At 46.3% G+C, this 24246-nt stretch carries 17 protein-coding genes; 5 read left to right on the forward strand and 12 right to left on the reverse strand.

The window, feature by feature from the left end:
- Window positions 1–166 precede the first annotated feature (166 nt).
- Together JGK16_RS01590 and JGK16_RS01595 are read left to right on the forward strand one after the other, a co-directional pair.
- Window positions 167–4798 (forward strand): ATP-binding protein, encoded by a 4632-nt coding sequence (locus JGK16_RS01590; protein ID WP_293189414.1) that lies wholly within the window; start codon window positions 167–169, stop codon window positions 4796–4798.
- A 105-nt stretch (window positions 4799–4903) separates the two neighbouring features.
- Entirely contained in the window at window positions 4904–6235 is a 1332-nt protein-coding gene (locus JGK16_RS01595) for a response regulator (protein WP_293183408.1), read from the forward strand.
- Window positions 6236–6567: 332 nt separating this feature from the next.
- Here JGK16_RS01595 and JGK16_RS01600 read toward each other — a convergent pair whose 3' ends face one another.
- Together JGK16_RS01600 and JGK16_RS01605 are read right to left on the reverse strand one after the other, a co-directional pair.
- Window positions 6568–7107 (reverse strand): GIY-YIG nuclease family protein, encoded by a 540-nt coding sequence (locus JGK16_RS01600; protein WP_293183410.1) that lies wholly within the window; start codon window positions 7105–7107, stop codon window positions 6568–6570.
- A 59-nt stretch (window positions 7108–7166) separates the two neighbouring features.
- Window positions 7167–7493: a hypothetical protein gene (locus JGK16_RS01605; RefSeq protein WP_293183411.1), complete on the reverse strand. Its 327-nt coding sequence runs from the start codon at window positions 7491–7493 to the stop codon at window positions 7167–7169.
- 628 nt (window positions 7494–8121) lie between these two features.
- On the opposite strand from JGK16_RS01605, the gene JGK16_RS01610 reads away from it, so the two are divergent.
- A complete protein-coding gene (locus tag JGK16_RS01610; RefSeq protein WP_293189413.1) occupies window positions 8122–8919 on the forward strand; it encodes a hypothetical protein in 798 nt (265 codons plus the stop codon).
- A 249-nt stretch (window positions 8920–9168) separates the two neighbouring features.
- On the opposite strand, the gene JGK16_RS01615 is transcribed toward JGK16_RS01610, so the two are convergent.
- Window positions 9169–10050, reverse strand: a complete 882-nt coding sequence (locus tag JGK16_RS01615) for a sulfite exporter TauE/SafE family protein (RefSeq protein WP_293183415.1) — start codon at window positions 10048–10050, stop codon at window positions 9169–9171.
- A gap of 116 nt (window positions 10051–10166) precedes the next feature.
- Entirely contained in the window at window positions 10167–11012 is an 846-nt protein-coding gene (locus JGK16_RS01620; RefSeq protein WP_293183417.1) for a pentapeptide repeat-containing protein, read from the reverse strand.
- A gap of 232 nt (window positions 11013–11244) precedes the next feature.
- Here JGK16_RS01620 and ilvD point away from each other — a divergent pair, with 232 nt between their 5' ends.
- Window positions 11245–12930 (forward strand): dihydroxy-acid dehydratase, encoded by a 1686-nt coding sequence (ilvD, locus tag JGK16_RS01625; RefSeq protein ID WP_293189412.1) that lies wholly within the window; start codon window positions 11245–11247, stop codon window positions 12928–12930.
- 784 nt (window positions 12931–13714) lie between these two features.
- A complete protein-coding gene (ileS, locus tag JGK16_RS01630) occupies window positions 13715–17296 on the forward strand; it encodes an isoleucine--tRNA ligase (protein WP_293189411.1) in 3582 nt (1193 codons plus the stop codon).
- 241 nt (window positions 17297–17537) lie between these two features.
- On the opposite strand, the gene JGK16_RS01635 is transcribed toward ileS, so the two are convergent.
- The 8 genes from JGK16_RS01635 to JGK16_RS01670 all read right to left on the reverse strand — a co-directional run bounded on the left by JGK16_RS01635 (window position 17538) and on the right by JGK16_RS01670 (window position 24048).
- Window positions 17538–17801, reverse strand: coding sequence for a hypothetical protein (locus tag JGK16_RS01635; protein WP_293189410.1), 264 nt, complete (start codon window positions 17799–17801; stop codon window positions 17538–17540).
- A 36-nt stretch (window positions 17802–17837) separates the two neighbouring features.
- Complete coding sequence (locus tag JGK16_RS01640; protein ID WP_293189409.1) at window positions 17838–18134, reverse strand: hypothetical protein; 297 nt, start codon at window positions 18132–18134, stop codon at window positions 17838–17840.
- A gap of 7 nt (window positions 18135–18141) precedes the next feature.
- Window positions 18142–18477 (reverse strand): XisI protein, encoded by a 336-nt coding sequence (locus JGK16_RS01645; protein WP_293183425.1) that lies wholly within the window; start codon window positions 18475–18477, stop codon window positions 18142–18144.
- A complete protein-coding gene (locus JGK16_RS01650) occupies window positions 18465–18884 on the reverse strand; it encodes a XisH family protein (RefSeq protein ID WP_293189407.1) in 420 nt (139 codons plus the stop codon). Before JGK16_RS01650 ends, JGK16_RS01645 begins: the two co-directional genes overlap by 13 nt.
- 153 nt (window positions 18885–19037) lie before the next feature.
- The gene (locus JGK16_RS01655) at window positions 19038–21974 is read right to left on the reverse strand and encodes a COR domain-containing protein (protein ID WP_293189405.1); all 2937 of its coding nucleotides are present in this window, start codon (window positions 21972–21974) and stop codon (window positions 19038–19040) included.
- A 405-nt stretch (window positions 21975–22379) separates the two neighbouring features.
- The gene (locus JGK16_RS01660; protein ID WP_293189403.1) at window positions 22380–22742 is read right to left on the reverse strand and encodes a DUF5615 family PIN-like protein; all 363 of its coding nucleotides are present in this window, start codon (window positions 22740–22742) and stop codon (window positions 22380–22382) included.
- A gap of 5 nt (window positions 22743–22747) precedes the next feature.
- On the reverse strand, window positions 22748–23086 hold the full coding sequence (locus JGK16_RS01665) for a DUF433 domain-containing protein (protein WP_293178597.1): 339 nt from the start codon (window positions 23084–23086) through the stop codon (window positions 22748–22750).
- Between the two features lie 104 nt (window positions 23087–23190).
- Entirely contained in the window at window positions 23191–24048 is an 858-nt protein-coding gene (locus JGK16_RS01670; protein WP_293189401.1) for a leucine-rich repeat protein, read from the reverse strand.
- Window positions 24049–24246: the final 198 nt, after the last annotated feature.

Consider the following 24246-nt stretch of genomic DNA (forward strand, 5'->3'; position numbering starts at 1 on the left):
AATCAAGAGCGCTTAAGCGCAACTACATACCTAAATCAAGAGCGCTTAAGCGCAACTACATACCTAAATCAAGAGCGCTTAAGCGCAACTACATACCTAGAAATTAACCTCGCAGAAGACTGCAAAAGTTAAAATTCGATCGCCAGCCCAACTCCTCGATCGCGCCATGCCGATTTATCCCCTCAACCACCCAGCAGCCGCCGAAATTTTCAGCAAACCTCGCCTGCGAACAGTTCTGATTGTTCCCTTTGTGTTGCTAACAGTCAGCGCTGTCGGGCTAGTGGGTTATCTTTCTTTCAAAAGCAGCCGGGAATCCGTCGAGGATCTAGCACAGCAGTTAATGGAACAAGTAGGAGAGCGAATTGGCGATCGGCTCAGCAACTACCTCAACGCCCCCCAGAATGCCGTAGCAGCCAACCGTCTAGCAGTAGAACAAGAAATGCTGAACCTCAACAACACTCAGCAACTGCGACAGCAACTTTGGCAGCAAATAATCTTCAACCCCGCTCTGCAATCGAGCTTTTTTGTCAATGAGCGAGGAGAACAAATTGGGTACGGGCGCCTGATGAGCGAGGAATTTGTGCAACAAGTCACAAAAGAGACAGGGGAGAAATTCTCAATCGGTACGCGTTTTTTTTGCAGTATGAAAAGTACCGACTTGGGTAAAATGCAATACTACTCGGTTGACTCCAAAGGCAATCCCCTAAAACTGCTCTATAGCATCCCTATGGATAACCGCGAAACAGTTTGGTTTCGCCAGGCCAAAGCCTCCAACAAACAAACTTGGTCGCCAATTGTTGTTTTCAACGCTATGCCGACGTTAGGAATTTTTGCGGTGTCTCCCATCAAGGATGCTGGCGAATGGCGGGGGGTTTTTACTTCAAATTATGCGCTGTCGGCAATTAGCAGTTTTCTCGATCGCCTCTACTTCTCTAAATCGGGACAGACTTTTATTATGGAGCGATCGGGCAATCTGGTTGCTACATCCACCCTAGAAACACCCTTTGTCAAGCAAGAAAAACAGCCACCCACGCGATTGCTAGCCACCAACAGCCAGGATACCCGCACCCGAGACATTGCTCGGCAACTCACCAACCGCTTTACCAACTTAAGTTCGCTGGATAGAGCTCAGCAATTTACCATGACGAGTAATGGATCTCGGCAGTTTGTCAGCGTCGCTCCTTATGGAGATGCCTATGGCTTGGATTGGTTGATTGTGGTGGTGGTACCAGAGTCGGATTTCATGGCTCGCATTGAAGCGAATACCCGCAATACATTGGGGTTGTGCGTCGGTACGCTGGTGTTGGCGATCGCGATCGGATTGTTGACTGCCCGTTGGGTAATAAAGCCAATTCTGCGCTTGAATACCGCCGCCAAAAATCTAGGAAAAGGAGAATGGCATCAACCTTTAGAAATTAGACGCTTCGATGAACTCGGAGACCTCACCAATTCCTTCAATCTGATGGCAGAGCAACTGCAACAGGCTTTTTCCGAACAAAAATCTTTAACAGAAGCTTTAGCGCAAAGCGAGAGCCAACTCAAGCAATTTTTAGAAGCCATACCAGCCGGGATATCTATCCACGATGCCTCGGGTAAAGTCGTCTACTTAAACGAAACTGCCAAGCGTTTGAGCGGCGTACAAAATATTCCCGATGCGACTTTAGAAAAAATGGCAGAAGTTTATCAAATCTACCACCAAAACCAGCTTTGTCCAACTGAAAAAATTCCTGCCTTCCGAGCGCTGCGGGGTGAAACGGTACTTGTTGAGGATTTAGAAATTCATCGAGATGGGGAAATTATTAAGCTTGAGGTGCGCGCCACACCAGTTTTCGATGCAGGCGGCAAGATTATTTATGCCATCAATGCTTTTAGTGACATCTCAGGGCGCAAACAATCTGAAAAACTATTAACTGACTACAATAGCACTTTAGCCACCAAAGTTGCAGAACGTACTGCTGACCTAGCTCGTGCTAACGAACTATTACATGAGGAAGTTGCCGAACGCAAATTGATAGAACAAAAACTTGACAGTTCTACTCAAAGAATTCTAAAAATATTTGAGTCAATTGCAGATATTATACTAATTTTAGAATTGCCAGAAAAAACAATTCAAGTTATACCAACTAGGGGAATTTTTCAAGACTACACTCAGACAGAGCAGCTCGACTCTATCCTCGAACAAATTTTTAGTGAGAGTTCCCAAGACATTTATTTCACTCAAGTTCAAGAGGCATTAGAAACCCAGCAAACTATAAATTTTGATTACAGGATGCAGATTAACAACCAAGAAGTTTGGTTTGCTGCTAAAATTTCGCCATTGTCCGATCGCTCTGTGGTTTGGGTAGCCAGGGACATTAGCGATCGCCAGTTGGCCGAAGCCCGACTGCTGGAAGCCCAAAAAATTGCCAGGATTGGCAGTTGGGAATACGATATAGGCCAAGCAACAAGCACTTGGAGTGAAGAACTCTATCGTATGTTCGAGATCGAACCGACTCAAAAACCCGTAGCAACCCCAGAATTAGTCGATCGTTTTCATCCCGAAGATCGATCGCCCTATCTAACAATGCTTCAGGAGCGATCGATCAGTAAAAAAAGCTTTGAACTCGCTCTGCGCCTGATCCGCAGAGATGGCTCGCTCACTTACATGGAAGTCAGAGGGAAACCCGTTTTTGATAAAAAAGGGCAGTTGCTCCGTTGGTTTGGCACTGTCTTGGATATTACCGCTTACAAACAAGCCGAGGCAGCTTTGCGAGAAAGCGCCCAGCGGGAACAAGCAATCGGGCGATCGATCGATCGCATCCGTCAGTCCTTAGATATTGATACCATATTCCAAACCACAACCTCAGAATTGCGAGAAACACTCAAATGCGATCGAGTCGCTATCTATCGTTTTAATCCAGATTGGAGTGGCGAATTTGTTGCCGAGTCAATGGGGGAGGGCTGGATATCTGTGATACAACAATTGGACGAACTTAATTTACCAAACAATCTCGCCACCGACTTTCGCTGTGCGGCGACAAACTTACAAGCCTGCGGTGAAGGAGTACGAGATACCTACCTACAAAAAAATCAAGGCGGTATCTACGATATAGGTGTTTGTTACCGCATGGTTGAAGACATATACACTGCTGGATTTACTCCTTGTTACGTGGAAGTGTTAGAGCAATTTCAAGCCAGAGCCTACATTATTTGCCCCATATTCTGCGGCAGTCAACTTTGGGGTTTGCTCGCCAGCTATCAAAATTCTGGGCCCCGCACTTGGCGCGCAGCAGAAATCAATATCGCGCTGCAAATTAGCACTCAACTCGAAGTCGCTTTACAACAAGCTCAATTACTCGAAGCCACTCAACAGCAAGCCGTACAGCTCCAACAAGCCGCCTTAGCAGCAGAAGCAGCCAACCTCGCGAAAAGCACTTTTTTGGCCAACATGAGCCACGAATTACGCACCCCTCTTAACTCAATTCTGGGATTCTCCCAATTGATGCAGCGATCCGCCAACCTCAACCGCGAACAACAGGAAAATATCGGCATCATCAACCGCAGCGGAGAACACTTGCTAACTCTGATCAATCAAATATTAGATTTAGCCAAAATAGAGGCAGGACGCATTACACTCAACCCAACAGACTTTCAATTAAGCAGACTGCTAAACGAGGTGGAAGAGATGTTCCAACTTCAGGCGCGCGAGCAACAATTGGAGTTAATATTTAGCTACTCTAGGAATATTCCAGAATATTTGCACGCCGATCAAGTTAAGTTGCGCCAAGTTTTAATTAATCTGCTTTCTAACGCTATTAAGTTTACGAAGGAAGGAGGCATTGCAGTAAGAGTAAGTTCGGTAATTGAACAGGAAAATCAGCAATTACCAATCAATTACAAATTACATTTTGAAATAGAAGATACAGGCTGCGGCATGACTCCCGATGAGTTAGACCAGCTTTTTCAAGCCTTTGTCCAAACCAAAACAGGAAAAACATCTCAGCAGGGAACCGGTTTGGGGCTGGCCATCAGCCAACACTTTGTCAAGCTGATGGGCGACATCATTACTGTACGCAGTAAAGTAGGACACGGGACCACCTTCGCCTTTGATATCCCCGTCAGCGCAGTTGAGGCGGCGGCGATTGAACTGGTACAGCCGTCGCGTCGGGCGATCGCCCTAGAATCCAACCAACCGCGCTATCGTATATTGATTGTGGACGATCGCGAGGACAACCGCCAACTACTGCTCAAAATCCTTGCAACCTTTGACTTTGAGCTCAAAGAAGCCTGTAATGGTGTAGAAGCCATTGAAGTGTGGACGAGTTTTGAGCCGGACTTAATTTTTATGGATATGTGGATGCCCGTAATGGATGGAGGTGAAGCCACGCAACGCATTAAAGCCACCGTTAAAGGTAAAACTACCGTCATTATTGCCGTGAGTGCCGCCAACGCCGAGGAAGCCCGAACCGTTACTGTATCAAATAATTGGGATGACTTTATCCACAAACCCTTTCGAGAGACAGACATCTTTGCCACCCTCCACAAACATCTCGGAGTGCGTTACATTTACGATGAACCGGAGAGTGTGCCGGAGCCAACTCAAATCGAGGCTCCGACTCCAGAAAACGTTGCAGCTTTACCAACGGATTGGCTGACAGCTTTAGAAAAAGCCACTATTGAGTGCGATTTAGAGCTGATTCTCAGTCAAATAGAGCAAATTCGCGATCGAAATGACCCATTAGCTACCGCTCTCGCCGCCTTAGCTAACGAGTTTCAGTTCAATCAAATACTAGCTCTCATCCGTCCCTCAACCAAATAAAAATGATATTAGATCGGGTTCGTAGTGAGGACTTTAGTCCTCATCAAACTTTGAGGACTAAAGTCCTCACTACAAACCTACAAAGGTTATTTTACCAGACTAGATATGAATTACGAAGCAACTCCCGTCTTAAAAGGGAATATTTTAATTGTTGATGATGTTCCGAATAATTTGCACCTTCTAGCTAAAATACTATCGAGGCATGGCTACAAAACACGCACTGCACCCGACGGTCAACTAGCCCTAAGGTCGATCGAATCAACACCTCCTGACTTGATTTTGCTGGACATCATGATGCCCAGTATGGACGGCTACAAAGTCTGCGAAATTTTAAAAGCTTCTGCCACCACCAAAGACATTCCCGTCATTTTTATCAGCGCTTTAAATGAAGTGTTAGATAAAGTCAAAGCCTTTGAAGTTGGCGGTGTAGATTATATCACAAAACCTTTTCAAGAACAAGAAGTTTTGGCGCGCGTCTCAAATCAACTCTTGCAGCGCCAGTTGTTGCAGCAAACACAATCCTACGCGCAGCAACTCGAAGAAACTTTAACTGAACTCAAGAAGACTCAATCTCAGTTAATACAGAAGGAAAAAATGGCTTCTTTAGGGCAACTAGCCGCAGGGATTGCTCACGAAATCAACAATCCAGTCAACTTTATCTCCGGCAATATTACTATGGCTGCTGACTATGCACAAGACTTGGTTCGCCTCATAAAATTATACCGACATTACTACCCGCATCCCGTGGCAGAAATTGTCGGCGAATTGGAAAAAATTCAACCCGAATTCATTGCAGATGATTATCCAAAACTGCTAAGTTCGATGAAAGAAGGTACTTCTCGAATTAGCGAGATTGTGCTGTCTTTTCGCAACTTCTCCCGCCTGGGCCAAGAAAAGTGCAAGCCAGTGGATATTCATGAAGGCATTGACAATACTTTAGTTATTTTGCAACACCGCCTCAAAGGAGCCAACAATATCGGTGAGATTGAAGTGAGAAAACACTACAGTAAACTGCCAAAAATCACCTGTTATGCCAGTCTATTAAATCAGGTATTTATGAATCTGCTAATCAATGCTATTGATGCGCTGGAATCTCAACCTTATCCCCGAAAAATTACCATCAGCACTTCAGTAAGTTCAGATTCAGAACCTGCGTTGTACAATCCAAATTCAAACTTGGCAACTCAAAAGTTTCAGTCCGTTATGATTTTAATTGCCGATAACGGTTGCGGGATTTGCGAGGCAGTGCGCCACCGGATATTTGACCCATTTTTTACTACCAAGCCTGTCGGCCGGGGTACTGGATTGGGCTTGGCAATCAGTCACGATATTATAGTAGAAAAACATGGAGGTAAAATCAGTTGTATTTCTGCTCCCGGCGGGGGGACAGAGTTCATTTTGCAGATTCCGATATCTGTTATAGCAGTTGACAGTTGACAGTTGACAGTTGACAGTTGACAGTACGGGAATCAAATCATTTCTGCTTGACGGATATCGGCTCTATTCATTAGGTTATTTGTGTCCGCACCCGATGTGGCGGTTGCTATAAATCTTAAAATGTTATAAGTTCGCAGTCAGGGCTTTAGTCCTTAGATAAAAAAGTTAATTCCTCACTACAAAAAGGTTCGTAGTGAGGACTTTAGTCCTTAGATAAAAAGTTAATTCCTCACTACAAAAAGGTTCGTAGTGAGGACTTTAGTCCTTAAAGAGAGGACTGAATTCCTCACTACAAACAGGGTTTATTGTGGAGAATTAACCTGAGAGCATATTTACTTCAAATCCAGCAAGCCGCTAGTTTTTAGCTTGGGATTAAACCGGATTTCTTCAGTTACACCGCGAGATTTGAGCAGCGCTAAAATTTCATTTTCTACGCGGCGCGCTACATTTTTCAACAATTTATCTTTGGCAAGTTCATCGGCGACTATACCTTCATAATTTGCTACTTCTTGCGAAGTCATGACAGTTTTGGTATCGATGGGATCGTTCCACTTGGTAGCATCGGTACCATTGCCCTGGGGCTGGGAACCGTTTTCGGCAATCCAACTCGCTCGGATGCTTTCTAGAATAGTGCGGCTGGGCTTGTCGATAGTTTGGACTTTTAGCCAGTAGCAATGTTCGGGTTGGCGTACTAAATGCTGTTTGAGGCTGAGGTAAGTATCCCGAGAATAGCCGACAAATTGCAGCATTTTATCGTTGTCGAAAATCGCATAGACGCCGATTTTACCCTGGACAAATTCAGGCAGTTTCCCTTCGGAGTCAATGTATGGTATGAATTGTAAGCTGGCGAGAGGCTGAATGTCTTCTGTCATCCGATTTTAGATTTTAGATTTTAGATTTTAGATTAAACCACAGATTAACTAGCCTTTAGCTAACTTTGGAAAACGCGATAAATGGCACAGAGGCGGCTGGGTTTAAATATTTTGGCTTGAAACATGAAATTAGGCGGGACGTTGACGATCGCAAAATCGATCGATTCGTGATACTTTTCAAATTCCGCAGGCATTCCCTTGGGCGTCTCGCTGCTGTAAGGGACTGGCTGAAAAAGTAACTCGGCAAACTCAATCCGCGAGCACTGCAATTGCATCGCTACTTGTTGGAGAAAGCTTTCACCTGTTAGTGAATGGAAGAGTGCGGCTTTAGCATCCGGTTCCAGGACAAAACTGCTATCGTAGCTTTCAATAATCTTGAGACCCATTTTCTGTATACTCCTGACAGACGGCGGTTAACGGTTGTCGGTTAACTTTTAGGCGATCGACATATCCTGAATTTTACCTGAGACTGGCCGTGTTGAAAGCAAAAATTATTCAGCAGAGCTGCCGATAGAAATATGATAATCCCGAAATTTTGACCAGAAAACTAGACGCAAGCCCCCGGCTTGAGACGTGGGGATTAGTCGGTCTGCGGTTTTAACCGCCAGTAAATATTGTATTTGGGGACTAAGCATGGTAATGTAATTGGGTGAGTATGAATAACCGTCTGCGCGTTGAATCATCCTAGTACGGAGAAATCCCGGCAACTCAGATATCCGGCTAGAACCGGAATACTTAGAAAGGGCAAATAATGGCAGGTTGAGGAGCGTACCTATCTGGCTTGTGATGGACTCCCAAAGCAAAAGAAAAACTAAAAGTAAGCCCAACTGCAACACCTCTAGTATTGGTAGTTGATTTGAAGGGTCTAGGGGGATATTTGCCTATCCCTTCCAAGTTCGGCTTGGAGAATCCCCCGGCGACAGCCGTGGGGAGTGTCAAAAATAGCCCTGATTTATTTGCCGATCGCTCTTATCATGTCGGTATCGCAATCTATCAGACTACGACTAAAAGGCTATGCAGAAGATCGAAGACGCATCATTCCCCACGATGAGAATTTCCCCAAACCAGCAGAATTGGCTAGAATTGGCAGAATACGCCTCTATTGCCGGTTCAGCGATTGGTACCATTGCTGCGGGATTGTCGGGGCAAATTCTCTACGCTGCCGCCCCGCTAACCGCAGCACTCTCGCTGAATCTCGCCAATCGCCAGCGTTTTGAGCAAAAAATTCAACAAAAGGCAAATTCTGCCATCGCAGAGGTACAGGCCTCCGCAGAAGCTCGATCGCAGCAAGTTCAGAAACTACCTGGAGAACTTACCAAACTTGATTCTACCGTCTCCGACTTAAAACAAAAACTCGGTATTTTGGAATCCGGCGCCATCGCCGACATACAAGCTGCGGTAGCCGCACTCGAACGCCAAGCGCAGGCACTTCCTGCCGATTCTCAAGAACTCTACAGCATCCTGTCGGATTTGCAGGAAAAACTCCGCATTCTGGAAAATAGCGCCCTCAGAGAGCATGATTGGGAAAATGTCAACGTCCGATTTTTGTTGCTAGACGAGAAGTTAACTGAGGTTAGAACTATTACAGCAGAGTTGCAGGAGCGATCGAACGAAGTAGACTTGGATCGAATCCAAGGTTCTCTGAAGCAATTGCAGGATTTGCTCGATCGACCGACAATAGATACAGCGACGCTGCAAACCGAAATTCAGCACTTGCAGGAGCAAGTTTCCGAGTTGCAGCGACAAAATCAAGAAATTGTCAAGCCTTATTTGCTGCGCTTGACTCGCGCCGTCAAGAAACTCAGTCAGTAGTCATTGGTTATTGGTTATTGGTTGTTTGTTATTGGTTGTTTGTTATTTGCCTTGTCTTGTGGCTTTGCTGCCAATAACCGATCGCAAGTAATCTCAGATCCGCTCAATTACCGATAAGAAAAAATGTTTTTAGTGAGGACTTTAGTCCTTGATTTATGAGGACTTTAGTCCTCACTACGAACTAATTTTATAGTCTGATAGCGGAGACTATCTAACCCTTGCAAATAACTAATAACTAATAACTAATAACTAATAACGAAATTTTTGCCAAGCTTGCCAGAAAATATAGATTGATAAAATTGCTAAGAGCGATCGAAAGGCTAAACTAATAGTGCGATCGGACAATCTCGGCAAAAACCTGGTGCTGATTTGCGCGCCCAACAAACCGCCACACCCAAGAATCAACCCCACAACCCACAAAACATTCCCGCGCGCCGCGTGTCCCGCCGTCGCCGAAATTGCCGTAATCACGATGACGCCCAAACTCGTTTGAATTGCCTTTTTAATGCTTTCCCCTAACAGCAAAATTTGCAAGGGAACCATAATCACACCACCGCCTACACCGAACAAACCTGCCAATAAACCGGCAGCACTGCCAGTCGCAATTTTAGCAAAAGTTGGATTAAATAGAATACTTGAATTGTTGGGTAATTGGTGATTGGTAATGGGTAATTGGGAATTGGTAATGGGTAATTGGGAATTGGGAATTGAGCCAGATTCTTTCGTGTCTTCCCCTTCCCCTTCTTCTTCCACTTTCTTAGCAGTCAGGCGCTTGCGAACTTCAATCAAATAAATATTCAGCCACAGCAACAACCCAAAAGTAACTAACAGCAAATAAGGAGGAAATATCCCCGCCAAATAAGCACCAATTTGTGCTGTGATGACGGCGGGAAATCCGATGCCTGCGACTTGACTCAAGTTGAGATAGCCCATGCGCCAATTCTGGATGCTGCCAGAAAGAGCCGTAATTACGATCGACAAACCGCTAGTAGCAACCGCTTGCACCGGAGCATACTTGAGAGCCACCAACAACGGCACGAGCACCGTACCGCCGCCGATACCCAAAAAACCAGCTAGAATACCGGCAAACAGTCCGGCAGCACCCAGAATCAATAATTCGCTAACAGTCATTAGTTAATAGTCATTAGTTATTTGTTATTTGTTATTTGTTGTTTGTTACTCGCTTGGGGCTGCTAATAACCAATAACCAATAACCAATAACATTAATCAATACTCACAACTCAAGATTATTGAGAGTCATTAGTAGCCCCGTCAGGCATAATTGCCCGCCTCAAATCTGCATCGCGGAAGTTAGTTCGATTGAGATTAGCATCAATCAAAACAGCTTCCACCAAAACAGCCCCGCTCAAATTAGACCAACACAGCTTCGCCCGGTACAAATTAGCACCGCTCAAGTTAGCACCGCGCAGAGTTGACCAACTCATATTGGCAACTCTCAAATTAGCATTGCTCAGATTAGCTTCGCTGAGATTAGCTCCAACCATCGTGACTTGACGCAAGTCTGCACCAGTCAGGTTGGCCCTGCTCAGCATCGCCCCACTGAGAATTGCCTGAGTCAGATTGGCTCTTTCTAAAAGCGAATCGCTGAGGATAGCATTTGTCAGGTTTACAGCTTTGAGAGTTGACCAACTCAAATTGGCCTTCATCAAATTAGTGCGAATCATACTAGCTTCGGTTAAGTTAGCCGCAAACAAATTCGCTTCGGTAAAGTTGGCTTCTGTCAAATTTGCTTCCGTCAAATTTGCCTTAGTCATGTTGACTTCTCTCGCCATTGAGCCGCGGAGGTTTGCTCCCACCAGGTTAGCCCCGCTGAGATTGGCGCGGGTCAAATCGGTACCGATGAGATTGGCTTCGGTGAGGTTGGCTTCCGTCATGTCCACCCCACCCAATTTCACCTCGCGCAAGTTCGCTCCCGTTAGGTTAGCGCCTTTGAGGTTTGCGTTTTGGAAATTCGCTCGGGTAAAATTAGCCTCGCTGAGGTTTGCCCCTTTTAAGTCGGCTCCCGCGAGGTTAATCTCTCGAAAAGTTCTTTCTCCGGCCGCATATTGCCTCAGAATTCGATCGGCCTCCATGTCATTCGCCTCGCAATTTTTGTTTCAAACGTTAGAGTGATCGGTTTTACACATCATCCCAGATAACCACGGTATTCACCCTGTACGCTTCAGTATCTGTAGAATTTTGGCACTGCTGTGCGAATCTATTCTAGACGGTCTCCTAAAGGTCAGCGATTCTGAGAGAATTAAAAATAGAGTCAAGATATCAGAAAAACAGACAACTGAAACAACAGACAAAGGAAGTTTGAGAATGCCTGAGAATTTAAGAAGCCAAGCGGTGACTGGGGGCGTGCAGCGTTCGCCCAACCGCGCCATGCTGCGCGCCGTGGGTTTTGGCGACGGCGATTTCACTAAGCCCATTGTGGGCATTGCCAACGGCTACAGCACGATTACGCCCTGCAATATGGGATTGAACGACCTCGCCTTGCGGGCCCAGGCGGGTGCAAAAGAAGCCGGCGCCATGCCACAGATGTTCGGTACGATTACTATCAGCGACGGAATCTCGATGGGAACCGAAGGGATGAAATATTCTCTGGTGTCGAGAGATGTGATTGCAGATTCGATTGAAACGGTTTGCAATGGCCAGAGTATGGATGGGTTGCTGGCTGTGGGCGGTTGCGATAAAAATATGCCGGGGGCGATGATTGCGATCGCCCGCATGAACATTCCTGCTATTTTTGTCTACGGTGGCACGATCAAACCGGGACACCACAACGGACGCGATTTAACTGTCGTCAGCGTTTTTGAAGCAGTCGGTCAATTCAGCGCCGGCAAAATTGACGAAACAGAGCTCAACGCAGTGGAACAAAAAGCTTGTCCCGGCGCTGGTGCTTGCGGCGGAATGTACACGGCAAATACGATGTCCAGCGCTTTTGAAGCTATGGGGATGAGTTTGCCCTATTCTTCGACAATGGCTGCTGAGGATGCTGAAAAAGCCGACAGCGCTGCGGAATCTGCAAGAGTTTTGGTCGAAGCAATTCGCAAACAGTTGTTACCCAGCCAAATTTTAACACGAGCGGCCTTTGAAAATGCGATCGCGGTAATTATGGCGATCGGCGGTTCAACGAATGCGGTGCTGCATTTGTTGGCCATTTCAAATGCGATCGGCGTTGAGTTGTGCCTCGACGATTTTGAAACAATTAGAGCTAAAGTACCCGTATTGTGCGACCTCAAACCAAGCGGCAAATACGTAGCAACCGATTTGCACAAAGCCGGCGGCATTCCTCTAGTAATGAAAATGCTTTTGGAACGCGGTTTGCTGCATGGAGATGCGCTGACAATTACAGGTAAAACAATTGCCGAATCCCTAGCAGATATTCCCAGCGAACCCCGCGCCGATCAAGATGTCATCCGCCCTCTTGACAATCCGATGTACGCCCAAGGACATTTAGCAATTCTCCGGGGAAATCTGGCAACAGAAGGATCGGTTGCTAAAATTACAGGTGTTAAAAAACCGCAAATCACCGGCCCAGCGCGGGTATTTGAATCGGAAGAAAATTGTTTAGCTGCAATCTTGGCTGGCAAAATTCAAGCCGGAGATGTCATTGTCATCAGGTACGAAGGGCCCAAAGGCGGGCCGGGAATGCGCGAAATGCTAGCACCAACTTCGGCAATTATTGGTGCAGGTTTAGGCGATTCTGTGGGGTTAATTACTGACGGTCGCTTTTCCGGCGGAACCTACGGCATGGTTGTCGGTCACGTTGCACCCGAGGCGCAAGTTGGCGGCACAATTGCTCTGGTAAATGAGGGCGATTCAATTACGATTGATGCTAACAATCGCTTGTTACAGCTCAATGTTGATGATGCAGAATTAGAGCGGCGGCGCGCTCTTTGGCAAGCTCCTAAACCCCGGTATACTAAGGGTGTTTTGGCTAAATACGCTAAGTTGGTTTCTTCTAGCAGTGTCGGCGCTGTAACTGATTTGGGTTTGGGTTGAAGAAGAAAACCTAATTTTAACCGCAGATAAACGCAGATAAACGCAGATGAAATTCCATCTGCGTTCATCTGTGTTCATCCGCTGATATCTGCGGTTAAAAAAACGATCGCTCCGCTAGCTAACATACCTGACAAATTGCTAAAATAATCGAGATAAAACTGTCAAGAATAGATACTGCGATTGCTTCGTTCCTCGCTATGGCAATTCTCACCCAAGCGTATTGGTTTTTAAGTCGCGAGAATCCTATGGGACTGGACTGTTGGTCAAATGCTCGGTTGGCTGACCCCGTAGCGTAATCTGGATTTATGAATGATTTTTTTTACCACAGAGGCCGCAGAGGGCGCAGAGTTAGAGAGGAGAGGGTATGTTACGGATTTGGTTTGAGCGAATGTGCGGTCGATCGCCGATCGCACCATAACACTGTTTGAACAACGGGGCGCGATCGCATCCCCGTCTCCGCTTTCGCTGAATCCCTGAATCTGACTGTTGGTCAAATGTTCAGTTGGCTGACCCAGTAGCGTAACCTGGATTTATGAATGATTTTTTAACCACAGAGGGCGCAGAGGGCGCAGAGTTAGAGAAGAGAGAGTACCTTACGGATTTGCTTTGAGCGAATGTGCGATCGATCGCTTATACTAGAATATCTGGTTGTGTGCCCTTCAAGGACGAAACAGGACTGAAGTCCTCACTACAAACTTAATTATGATTATTTAATCGGACTTGATATCAACTCTCAGTTAACCGCTAACTACTAACAACTAAGTACAAAAAACGTTTCTGAACAATGGAAGCAAAATCCTACAAAGACACCGTAAATTTGCCCAAAACCAAGTTTGATATGCGCGCCAACGCCACCAAACGCGAACCAGAATTGCAACAATTTTGGGCAGATCAAGCTATCTACGATCGCCTTTCGCACAATAACCCAGGGGATTTGTTCGTCCTCCACGACGGCCCGCCCTACGCTAACGGACAACTCCACATCGGCCACGCCCTCAACAAAATTCTTAAGGATTTTATCAACCGCTACCAAATGCTGCGCGGTAAAAAAGTCCGCTACGTACCCGGTTGGGATTGTCACGGATTGCCGATCGAACTTAAGGTATTGCAAAACATGAAATCGGACGATCGGCTAAATCTTACTCCGATCGATCTCCGCCGCAAAGCCTCCGCCTTCGCCCAGGAAACAATGGCGCAGCAGCGCACATCCTTTCAGCGCTACGGCGTTTGGGGCGACTGGGAACACCCGTATTTAACCCTGAAACCCGAATACGAAGCGGCTCAAATCGGCGTTTTCGGTCAAATGGTGCTCAAAGGCTACATCTTCCGCGGCTTCAAACCCGTGCACTGGAGTCCGAGCTCGAAAACAGCCCTCGCTGAAGCTGAATTAGAATATCCCGAAGGCCACGTCTCGCGCAGCATCTACGTCGGCTTTCACGTGAGAAAATTGTCAAAATCCCTGCAAACGAAGCTCAAGCGCTATATGCCGAGCCTCTGGGCGGCGATTTGGACGACTACCCCCTGGACGATTCCGGCTAACTTGGCGATCGCAGTTAATCCCGAACTGATGTATGCAGTGGTGGAACCGCCGGCAAATTCCCACATTGCACAACAATTTATGTTAGTTGCTGTCGATGCGGTCGATCGACTGTCGGCAACTTTGAATACTGAATTAAAAATCCTGGCTACCTTCCCAGGTAAAGATTTAGAAGGTTCCACCTACAAACACCCGTTGTTCGATCGCGAAAGCCCGATCGTTGCCGGTGGCGACTACATTACCGCTGACTCAGGAACCGGATTGGTGCACACTGCACCCGGCCACGGACAAGAAGACTTTATCGTCGGAAAACGCTGCGGTTTGCCAGTTTTAACGCCCGTCGATGAGAACGGAAATTTCACCGCCGAAGCTGGACAGTTTGCAGGTTTAAATGTCCTCGGAAACGGCAATGCCGCAGTCATTGATGCCCTTGCGGAAGTAAATTGTTTGATTAAAGAGGAAGCTTATCCTCACTCCTATCCTTACGATTGGCGGACTAAAAAACCGACGATTTTTCGGGCGACTGAACAGTGGTTTGCATCCGTTGAAGGGTTCCGCGATGAAGCGTTAAAGGCAATTTCCGGTGTGAATTGGATTCCCGCCCAAGGGGAAAATCGGATCACGGCTATGGTTAGCGATCGATCGGATTGGTGTATTTCTCGCCAGCGGACTTGGGGCGTGCCGATTCCGGTGTTTTACGACGAAGAAACCAACGAACCTCTGTTAAATGAAGAGACGATCTCGCACGTGCAAGCTATTTTTGCCGAGATCGGTTCCGATGCTTGGTGGGAAATGTCGATCGCCGAATTGCTACCGGAATCATACCGCAATGACGGCCGCACTTACCGCAAGGGCACAGACACGATGGATGTGTGGTTTGACTCGGGTTCTTCCTGGGCGGCTGTGGCGAAAGGGCGATCGGAATTAAACTATCCTGCTGATATCTATTTGGAAGGTTCAGACCAACACCGCGGCTGGTTTCAATCGAGCTTACTTACCAGTGTAGCAACTAACGGCGTCGCTCCCTACAAAACAGTTTTGACTCACGGTTTTGTACTCGATGAAAAAGGCCGTAAGATGAGCAAATCTGAAGGCAATGTCGTCGATCCGGCGTTAGTAATTAAGGAATATGGCGCCGATGTTTTGCGATTGTGGGTGTCTTCGGTAGACTACTCCGCCGACGTGCCTTTGGGCAAAAACATTCTCAAACAGCAATCGGATGTTTACCGCAAGATTCGGAATACAGCGAAGTTTTTGCTGGGGAATTTGCACGACTTCGATCCGGCAAAAGATGCCGTTGCTTTCGAGGATTTGCCGGAACTCGATCGCTATATGTTGCACAGAATGGGCGAAGTTTTTGCGGAAGTTCAAGAAGCTTTTGAAAGTTTCCAATTTTCCCGATTCTTCCAAACAGTTCAGAATTTCTGTACCGTGGATTTGTCTAATTTCTACTTGGATGTTGCCAAAGATCGACTTTACATCAGTTCGACAGATGCGCGCCGCCGCCGCAGTTGTCAGACGGTAATTGCGATCGCAGTCGAAAATTTAGCACGGGCGATCGCACCTGTGTTGTGTCACATGGCTGAGGATATTTGGCAGTACATTCCTTATCAAACACCGTACAAGTCAGTATTTGAGGCTGGTTGGGTGCAACTAGATGCTAAATGGCACAATCCAGAATTGGCGACTCGCTGGCAGTATTTGCGACAAATACGCGGCGAAGTTAACAAGGTTTTGGAACAGGCGAGGACTGAAAAGGCGATCGGTTCTTCTTTGGAAGCTAAGGTTTTATTGTACGTTCCCGATGTCGCCAAAAGAGCGCAATTGCAAGCTTTGAATCCCAGCAGCGAAGGATTGATGGATTACGTGCGATCGCAAAATGCAGCCATCCAACTAGCAGCAGAGGAGAAAGCCAAAGCAGTACAAGACAAACAAGAATCACAAGCAGCAAGTGTTGCCAAAGTCTTGACAGAAAAGACAGTTCATGTTGAGGAAGAAACTGTCGCCAAGGGCGATGCAGCTTCTGAGATTGTAGAATATTCTGCCCCAGAAGCATCTGCTTTAGATTTGCAGGAAATGTTAGATAAAAGCGCCCAGTTTGTGGCGGATTTGCCTAACTATGCCGGCAACTTTTTCACAGAATACCAAACATTGCTGGTAACACTTGGGCTGTTAGCTTCTGTGGTGATAACGGGTAGAGTCACCCTGGCGGTTTTGGATACAATGAATCAGATTCCGCTGCTGGGTGACTTGTTTGAAGTCATCGGTATCTTGTTTACAATCTGGTTTGCTTTCCGTCACTTGCTGTTTGCAGAAAGCCGCCAAGAAATGGCACAAACAATTGATTCGCTGACAGCAGATGTGCTTGGAAAGTCAACGGCGCTGGTACTGGTAGAAACACAGGAGATTGTGCTTTCACTTCCAGTAGAGACAGCCCTTGTACCAGTACAGGCGATCGCACAAACAGCCCCAGTCGAACAAGTGTTTGCAGAAACACCCGAAATCCCGACAGCAGAATTAAGTGCGATCGCGCCCCAAGCAGAAATTCCTGCGGAAATAGCTGTACACCACCATTCTGCAAGTGGTAGCAACGGTGTAGACGAACTGCGCTACTTGTTCATTACTTCGGAAGTGGAACTGATAGAATCGAATGCAGTGATGCAGGAATTGCCGTACAGTTACCAATCTCCAGAGTTGGCGATTGGTGTAGTTAAAGCAGACGGCCAAAAGTGCGATCGATGCTGGAACTATTCTACTCATGTCGGAGAGTCGATCGAGCATCCGGTAATTTGCGAACGCTGCGTGTCAGCAGTTGACGGGAAATTCTAACCCTCGCCTCCAACCCCTCTGAGCTCGGGTTTCGTTTGTGCAGACGCGGTTTCAACCGCCGTCTCCAACTCTTGTGGGATGGGCTTCTCCAACTCTTGTGGGATGGGCTTCTAGCCCGTCCCAAATATACAATTCAAATTGTGTATAAAAAATCAAAAACCTCTTGTGGGATGGGCTTCTAGCCCGTCCCAAATCCACAATTTAAATGCGAAAAACCCTAACAATATTGAGTCTTAAAGATTCATTTCTGATTATCCTCATCGCCTTCTGTAACTCTACATTTCCTCCAGAAATTCAAACAGAGAATTACAGCAAAAGGCACGAAAAATACAACTGCTGGAACTATCCAAAAAGCACCACCGCCAATCAGAATATCGCCATCTGGCGTGATACAGCTAGAATTAGCAGCCTCGATACAATCCCGCCATTTCCAGTACCGCACATAAAACAGATAAAAGAAGAATGAAGAGCAAAACAGACAGACACTCATTATAATATAAGACATCTGATTACAACAACAAGAGTTGATTGAAAAAGTTTTCTATTTCCTATTGAAAAAACGGCAGACAAATTCACCAGGATTGTTTTGTCCAAACGCCAAAACCGTGCCATCTTGCTTAACTGTACTGTGGCTGCGGCAATTGTAGACTTCCAGAGGCTGCTTGACTCCATCAACACTCAGAATTACCCTGTATTCCCAGTAGTTTTTCGCACTGCGCTTGATATCGACAATGCAAATCTCGCGCCCTTGATAGTTGCGACAGACAGAAGCCTCAGCCGGAAGCGCGACGCAGAAAAAACAGATTAATAGCAACAAGTAGCAAGCATATTTCATCATTCGCGATCTATTCTACTGCATAACCAGTAAACTTTCGCATAAACGGCGGCTGAAATCCCCACACAATGTCCTCCTTGGGAACTCCGGCTATGACTAAATCTTCAGCAATATCATCTTCAGTCGCATTCCATTGCAGCCAAATTTTCCCGCCCTTGATATCAATGTGAATGCTACAGTGATGCACTCTAGTCTGTTTGTCCCAGCCCACATAGAAGATTTGGTAATGATCTCGTTCTGTATCAAGAATTGTCTCGACTTCAATATCTCCGTGGGCAGGTTTGCGGTTGCCGTACTCCATTAACATTTGCTGTACAATTTGCCGATATTTGATTAGTTTTTCCATTTAACAATTACCTCAATTGCTGTATCATAAACTATCATTTTTAGCTGATTTTCCTCCACTCTTGCTTTCGGAAAATCTAGTTGAAAGAATTCTTCGTAAGTTATTAATGGCACAGCCAAGTACAAAATGCGATCCGGTTCTTTTTCTTTCAGTGCAGCTCGGTAATTAATGAACTGCCCCAAAGCTCTGTGGAATTCGGAGATTGCCGACGATTTTGTCAAAAAGCTTTTAACTTCAACGGCAATTTTTTCGCCTTGCCTTTCTGCTGCAATCAGCCTTTCTGCTCCCAGATCGATCGACATATCGACACCGCCCACACTAATCGGAAACGGATCGTGGGTAATATGCCAGCCTTCTTTTTGCAAAGCTGTTTTGACAACTTCATCAAAAACATCTTTGGCCGACATAATCAATTGATAAATAACTTACTTATTACTATCATACCTCTTAACCGCTAAATACAATAGGAATGATGCACTCTGAATAAAGAAACCGGGTTTTCAGCGAATTTGTGGGTTGGAACGAAGTATTTCGTAAAAAACCCGGTTTCTGGGCCATATTTACCGTGCTGACGGTAGCTGGATTTCAATACCCACTTTTTGACCTAAATCGATCGCACTACTAGCAAAATCAGTCATCCCTGCGATCGGAATCGCGATCGCAGTACCCGCCGCAATCATCGCAGTCAAGCTCTTCTTTAATCTAGCTTTACTCCATTGATTTTCCGGTTTCTTAATTTCAGTTTCGACATCTTCAATATCAATAATTATCCCATCGCGAATGTCTTCAGGAAACTGCGTCGCGGTTTCACGCATCGATGAAATTAGTTTGATAATTTCCGCCGTATTCGCGTTATTGATTTCAATGCCACCAGAGGCTGTTTGTTGGGCGTTGTCTTTCACTTCATTCGCAAGCGCCATGCTGCCGATGTGTGCGCCGGAAAAGTCGTTGCTTTGAGGAGAATTTTGAGTCATAACTTTAGCTTCTGCTTTATTAATAATTGGTCTACTAACTGCTAGTTTAGCGATATCTACAAGGTCATCATATTCTCTTCCATATTTGTCATCGCCCCTTTGCCTGATGCGCCGAAGTTCGATCGACTCATACCCATCCAACAAAGGCCGCAAATCCAGTTTAAGTTTAAGTTTCCCGACACGCACCGTATTCTCTCCCATCTCCTCCAATCCTAGCAACTCCTCGTAATCCAGCGGATCGGCATCGGGATAACCCGGAACCGGCACCCATTGACTGATTTCCAGATTCGCAAAAGAATTGTGGATTTTGGTAAACGTATCGCGAATCATACTCAGAAAAGAACGGCGCGTCGATTCCCGCCCGCTAACCGCGATCGAGATTTTCTCATCTTCCGGGTCAGACTTAATTCGGGCGATATTGTACACTTCAGCGCCTTCGGTGTACTCCAGCATTACCCCCGTGCGCCAGTGGGTGCAGTTGTGGATTTTCTCGTGCATGAGGACGATGAAACGCGAGAGGATGCTGTCGGGGAGAATGCGGTAGTGATATTGAAATTCCAGGGTTTCGCCTTCGAGTTTGGTGTTTTCCGGTTCTTCTTTCGGCAAAATGCCGGGGATGAGGAAAGTCCGTGGGGTGCAATGGCTGAGGGGGAAACAGAGTTGAAATTCGCCCATCAACTCGGTGAGACAGTTGTAACGGTGGCTGGGATATTTAGTTGAGTCGAGGATGCGGCTGAGATCGGCGTAGGTGAGAATGCCTTTGGTTTTGACTTTGAGTGCGTCGTCGCTGAGAAGGGCATAGATGCCTTCAGTCACCCAGTGGGGATTGAGGATGTTGGTGGATTGCAGGATGGGGTGTTCGCGGAAGTTGAGGACAATGCCCAGGTTGTGCAGCAGTCCGATGAGTTGGGTTTGGTCGGTTTCTGCGAGGATGTTTTCGGTGGCGCAGATGGTGGCGTATTCGCTGATGCTGATGAAGTCTTTGTCGAGGTTTTCCAGGCGCTGCTTGACTTGGAACCAGCTTAGCGGCAAAAGGTCGTAGACTTCTTTGAGTTGGGAGATTTCGGTGTGGATGGCGCTGCGGAGTTCGTCGATGCCGGTGCCGCTTTGGCAGGAAGTTTCGATAATCGCTTTGATGTTGGGATATTTATCGCGCAAGGCTTTGCGGTTGAGATCCAGGGGTTGTTCGTCGCATTTGTTGCCGACGAGGATGACGGGGGAGGCGTCGCCGAAGCTTTCGATCAGTTTCAGCCAGTATTCGAGGCGGTTTTCGTCTTCGCTGGTGCGGCAGTTGGAGACGAGGAGGTAGAGGCTGCGTTTGGTGAGGAAAAATTGGTGGGTGGCGTGGTAGATTTCTTGTCCGCCGAAGTCCCAGACTTTGAGTTTGACTGGTTTGGTGTTGACTGTAATTTGCCAGTTTGTGATGTTTAGTCCGTCGGTTTGGGGCTGGTTGGGGTTGTATTGGTTGTGGGTGAGGCGGTTGATGAGGGAGGTTTTGCCGACGCTACCTTGGCCGACGAGGAGGACTTTGGCTTCGTTGAGGGGGAGGACTTCGCCGCTGCGGAGTTGGCGCAGGTAGTTGAAAATGGCGGCTGGAGTACCGGGGTTTTCTGTGTCGCCTAGAACTTCTGGAGAAATGGGCAGGGGATTGTTGCGGAGGTCGAGTTTTTCAAGTTTTGGGAGTGTTTCTAAGCATTCGGGAATCTTTTCAATTTGATTGTTACTGAGGGAAAGTTCTGTCAGATTGAAAAGTTGGGCGATCGCTTCTGGGATTACTGTAATCTGATTGTTCCAGAGGTAAAGCTCTGTCAGATTGGATAATTGAGCGATCATTTCTGGGATTACTGTAATCTGATTGTTATAGAGGTAAAGGTGTGTCAGATTGGACAGTTGCCCAATCGCATCGGGGATGGAGGTAATCTGATTGTAAAAGAGGTGAATATTTGTCAGATTGGATAGTTGCCCAATCGCATCGGGGATGGAGGTAATCTGATTCTGACTGAGGAGAAGCTTTGTCAGATTCGACAGTTGCAAAATCGCCTCTGGGATGACCGTAATTTGATTTCTCCATAAAAAAAAGTCTGTCAGATTCGACAGTTGCCCGATCGCCTCTGGGATGACGGTAATCTGATTGTCACTGAGGTTTAACCGTGTCAGATTAGACAGTTGCCAAATCGCATCGGGGATGGAGGTAATCTGATTTTTAGGAATCAAAAGTATTTTTAAGTTGGTTAATTGAAGAACAACATCAGGAAACTCAGTTAACTTATTCCCAACCCATTTTCGTTTCTCCTCATCGAACTTCCCCAACACCAACGACTCAAGCTGCGTGCACTTGCCAATCTCCGGCGGCAACTCCTCCAACCCCAACCCCGCCAAATCCAATTCTGTCTGGCCCTCATCAGCCGCTTTGTCGATTAACTGCAACAACTCTTCTCGCGTCATATCTTTTGTCTCCCCGTAGTCTTCATTTGATTGTGACAGGATTTTTTGGTTGGTGGGGAAAGAATCGCGCATCGTCATCTAAGAAACCGGGTTTTTATGGTTTTCTGGGCTATCACCAACAATTCTCGTAAAAACCCGGTTTCTGGCCACCCGCGACCATCTAAGAAACCGGGTTTTTTTGAGTTTCTGCGCTATCACCAACAATTTCCGTAAAAACCCGGTTTCTGGCCACCCGCGACCATCTAAGAAACCGGGTTTTTTTGAGTTTCTGCGCTGTCACCAACAATTTTCGTAAAAACCCGGTTTCTGGCCACCCGCGACAATCTAAGAAACCGGGTTTTTTCCCATATCTAGGGCTGTCACCAATAATTCTCGCAAAAACCCGGTTTCTGGCCCCCGCGACAATCTAAGAAACCGGGTTTTTTTGGGTTTCTGCGCTGTCACCAACAATTCTCGCAAAAACCCGGTTTCTGGCCACTCGGTTTATGTTAGCGGGAGATGGACAATCCGATCTTGGTATTCATCATCGAATGAACCATCAGCAATCAAAATTAATTCCTCAATATTTTGCCCAATACTTAAATCTGAGTTGAGAATGAAAATCCCTGGAATATGTCTGCCTTCAGCCATATTATCTGCCAGATGAACTGGCATTGACTTGCGGTTGTTCGTCACTAAAATAAAACGATTATCTTCACACCAAATCAAAATATCCGGATCGAGCGTACTTTTCGGAGGCGTACCAATGTCGCCCACTGCCCAAACTACTAGATCGGGGCGTTTCCGGCGAAGTTGTGTCGCATAAATTGGCGTAACATTCTCATCCATCAAATATTTAAGCGCCATTTCTCTCAAGCACCCTGAATCGCAGTTTGTCTTTCCCGTTCAGCCTTCAATTTTCGCAATCTTTCCGCAGCCGGATGGGGATTTGCTGCTTGCATTTTTCGCTGCTGATGTGACCATTCCAACCAATCTTGTATATATCGACTTACTGATTCCTTGTTAAGCAAATAATACAAAATAGTTGTGTAAACTTCTGCTAAAGTTAGAGATGGATAGAGTTGCTGAATTTCTTCGGCGGTGCGTTCCCGATACAAATACTCATACAGCACCGTCTCAATCCCGATGCGATGTCCTTTAATGCGAATATCATCCGCTGCTAAGAAATCAAAATACTCATTCAGTCCCATATCTAAAATCCCTCTTTTAGCTATCTACTATTCTACTATTCGGTTTGATGGGAAACTATAATGCGATCGATTTCTGCGCGATGGCGATCGCTCCAACCATCATATCAAATTTCCCCTAGAATCGGATTTCCCCGCAAATCGAGTTTTTCTAGATTCTCCATGCTGTCGATCGCCCTTGGGATTGCTGTAATCTGATTATCATTCAGGTAAAGCTGTCTCAGATTCGGCATTTGGGCGAGATTCTCAGGAATTTCTGTAATCTGATTGCTGCTGAGGTAAAGCTGTGACAGATTCGAGAGTTGGGCGAGATCCTCTGGAATTGCTGTAATCTGATTGTATCGGAGGTAAAGCTCTGTCAAATGCGACAATTGGGCTAGATCCTCTGGGATTACTGCAATCTGATTTTTACTGAGATTGAGCTGTGTCAAATTCGCTAATTTTCCTAGCGCCCCTGGGATGGCTGCAATCTGATTGTGCGTGAGGTAAAGCTTTGTCAAATTCGACAATTGGGCGAGAGAGTCGGGGATTTCGGTAATCTGATTATTATACAGGTCGAGGTCTGTCAGATTCGACAATTGGGCGAGAGAGTCTGGGATTTCGGTAATCTGATTGTAACTGAGATCGAGCAGTTTCAGCTTTGACAGTTTTCCGAGTGCTTCTGGGATGACAGCAATCCGATTATTATAGAGGTCAAGGTCTGTCAGATTGGATAGTTGGGCGATAAAATCTGGGATAGCTGCAATCTGATTGTAACTTAAGTCAAGCACTGACAGATGAGAGAGTTGGCAGAGAATTTCTGGGATTTCTGTTAAGCCAATACCGCTTAAATCTAAACTTTCAAGCTGCGTACATTTGCCAATCTCCGGTGGCAATTCCTGCAACTCTAATCCCGACAAATCAAGTTTTGTAATTTTTTTATCAGTAGCTAGATTAATTCGTCGTAGTGCTTCATCGCGCGTCATATCCTGAGTCTCCGCGTGTGTTTCCCCGCCATCTTGTTTCTATTCAGGCAGGAATTTGGAAGATCCGGAAAAATTGGCAAATTGAGATGAGCAACCGGGTTTCTATTATAAATAAACGTCCGCAATTGTCATTACGAGGCACGAAGCAATCGCCAAGACTAAGATTGCTTCGTTCGTCGCAATGACATATATCAGTTG

Source organism: Microcoleus sp. PH2017_09_SFU_O_A (genome assembly GCF_020738625.1).
Classification (GTDB): Bacteria; Cyanobacteriota; Cyanobacteriia; order Cyanobacteriales; family Microcoleaceae; genus Microcoleus.

What these genes read in the sequence shown, in the direction of transcription:
- JGK16_RS01605 (WP_293183411.1), bottom strand. Translation starts at nt 7,493, where the DNA reads ATGGGTCTCAAGATTATTGAAAGCTACGATAGCAGTTTTGTCCTGGAA.
- JGK16_RS01620 (WP_293183417.1), bottom strand. Translation starts at nt 11,012, where the DNA reads ATGGAGGCCGATCGAATTCTGAGGCAATATGCGGCCGGAGAAAGAACT.
- JGK16_RS01645 (WP_293183425.1), bottom strand. Translation starts at nt 18,477, where the DNA reads ATGGAAAAACTAATCAAATATCGGCAAATTGTACAGCAAATGTTAATG.
- ilvD (WP_293189412.1), top strand. Translation starts at nt 11,245, where the DNA reads ATGCCTGAGAATTTAAGAAGCCAAGCGGTGACTGGGGGCGTGCAGCGT.
- JGK16_RS01590 (WP_293189414.1), top strand. Translation starts at nt 167, where the DNA reads ATGCCGATTTATCCCCTCAACCACCCAGCAGCCGCCGAAATTTTCAGC.
- JGK16_RS01600 (WP_293183410.1), bottom strand. Translation starts at nt 7,107, where the DNA reads ATGACAGAAGACATTCAGCCTCTCGCCAGCTTACAATTCATACCATAC.
- JGK16_RS01665 (WP_293178597.1), bottom strand. Translation starts at nt 23,086, where the DNA reads ATGGGACTGAATGAGTATTTTGATTTCTTAGCAGCGGATGATATTCGC.
- JGK16_RS01655 (WP_293189405.1), bottom strand. Translation starts at nt 21,974, where the DNA reads ATGACGATGCGCGATTCTTTCCCCACCAACCAAAAAATCCTGTCACAA.
- ileS (WP_293189411.1), top strand. Translation starts at nt 13,715, where the DNA reads ATGGAAGCAAAATCCTACAAAGACACCGTAAATTTGCCCAAAACCAAG.
- JGK16_RS01640 (WP_293189409.1), bottom strand. Translation starts at nt 18,134, where the DNA reads ATGATGAAATATGCTTGCTACTTGTTGCTATTAATCTGTTTTTTCTGC.
- JGK16_RS01650 (WP_293189407.1), bottom strand. Translation starts at nt 18,884, where the DNA reads ATGTCGGCCAAAGATGTTTTTGATGAAGTTGTCAAAACAGCTTTGCAA.
- JGK16_RS01595 (WP_293183408.1), top strand. Translation starts at nt 4,904, where the DNA reads ATGAATTACGAAGCAACTCCCGTCTTAAAAGGGAATATTTTAATTGTT.
- JGK16_RS01670 (WP_293189401.1), bottom strand. Translation starts at nt 24,048, where the DNA reads ATGACGCGCGATGAAGCACTACGACGAATTAATCTAGCTACTGATAAA.
- JGK16_RS01635 (WP_293189410.1), bottom strand. Translation starts at nt 17,801, where the DNA reads ATGTCTTATATTATAATGAGTGTCTGTCTGTTTTGCTCTTCATTCTTC.
- JGK16_RS01660 (WP_293189403.1), bottom strand. Translation starts at nt 22,742, where the DNA reads ATGGCGCTTAAATATTTGATGGATGAGAATGTTACGCCAATTTATGCG.
- JGK16_RS01610 (WP_293189413.1), top strand. Translation starts at nt 8,122, where the DNA reads ATGCAGAAGATCGAAGACGCATCATTCCCCACGATGAGAATTTCCCCA.
- JGK16_RS01615 (WP_293183415.1), bottom strand. Translation starts at nt 10,050, where the DNA reads ATGACTGTTAGCGAATTATTGATTCTGGGTGCTGCCGGACTGTTTGCC.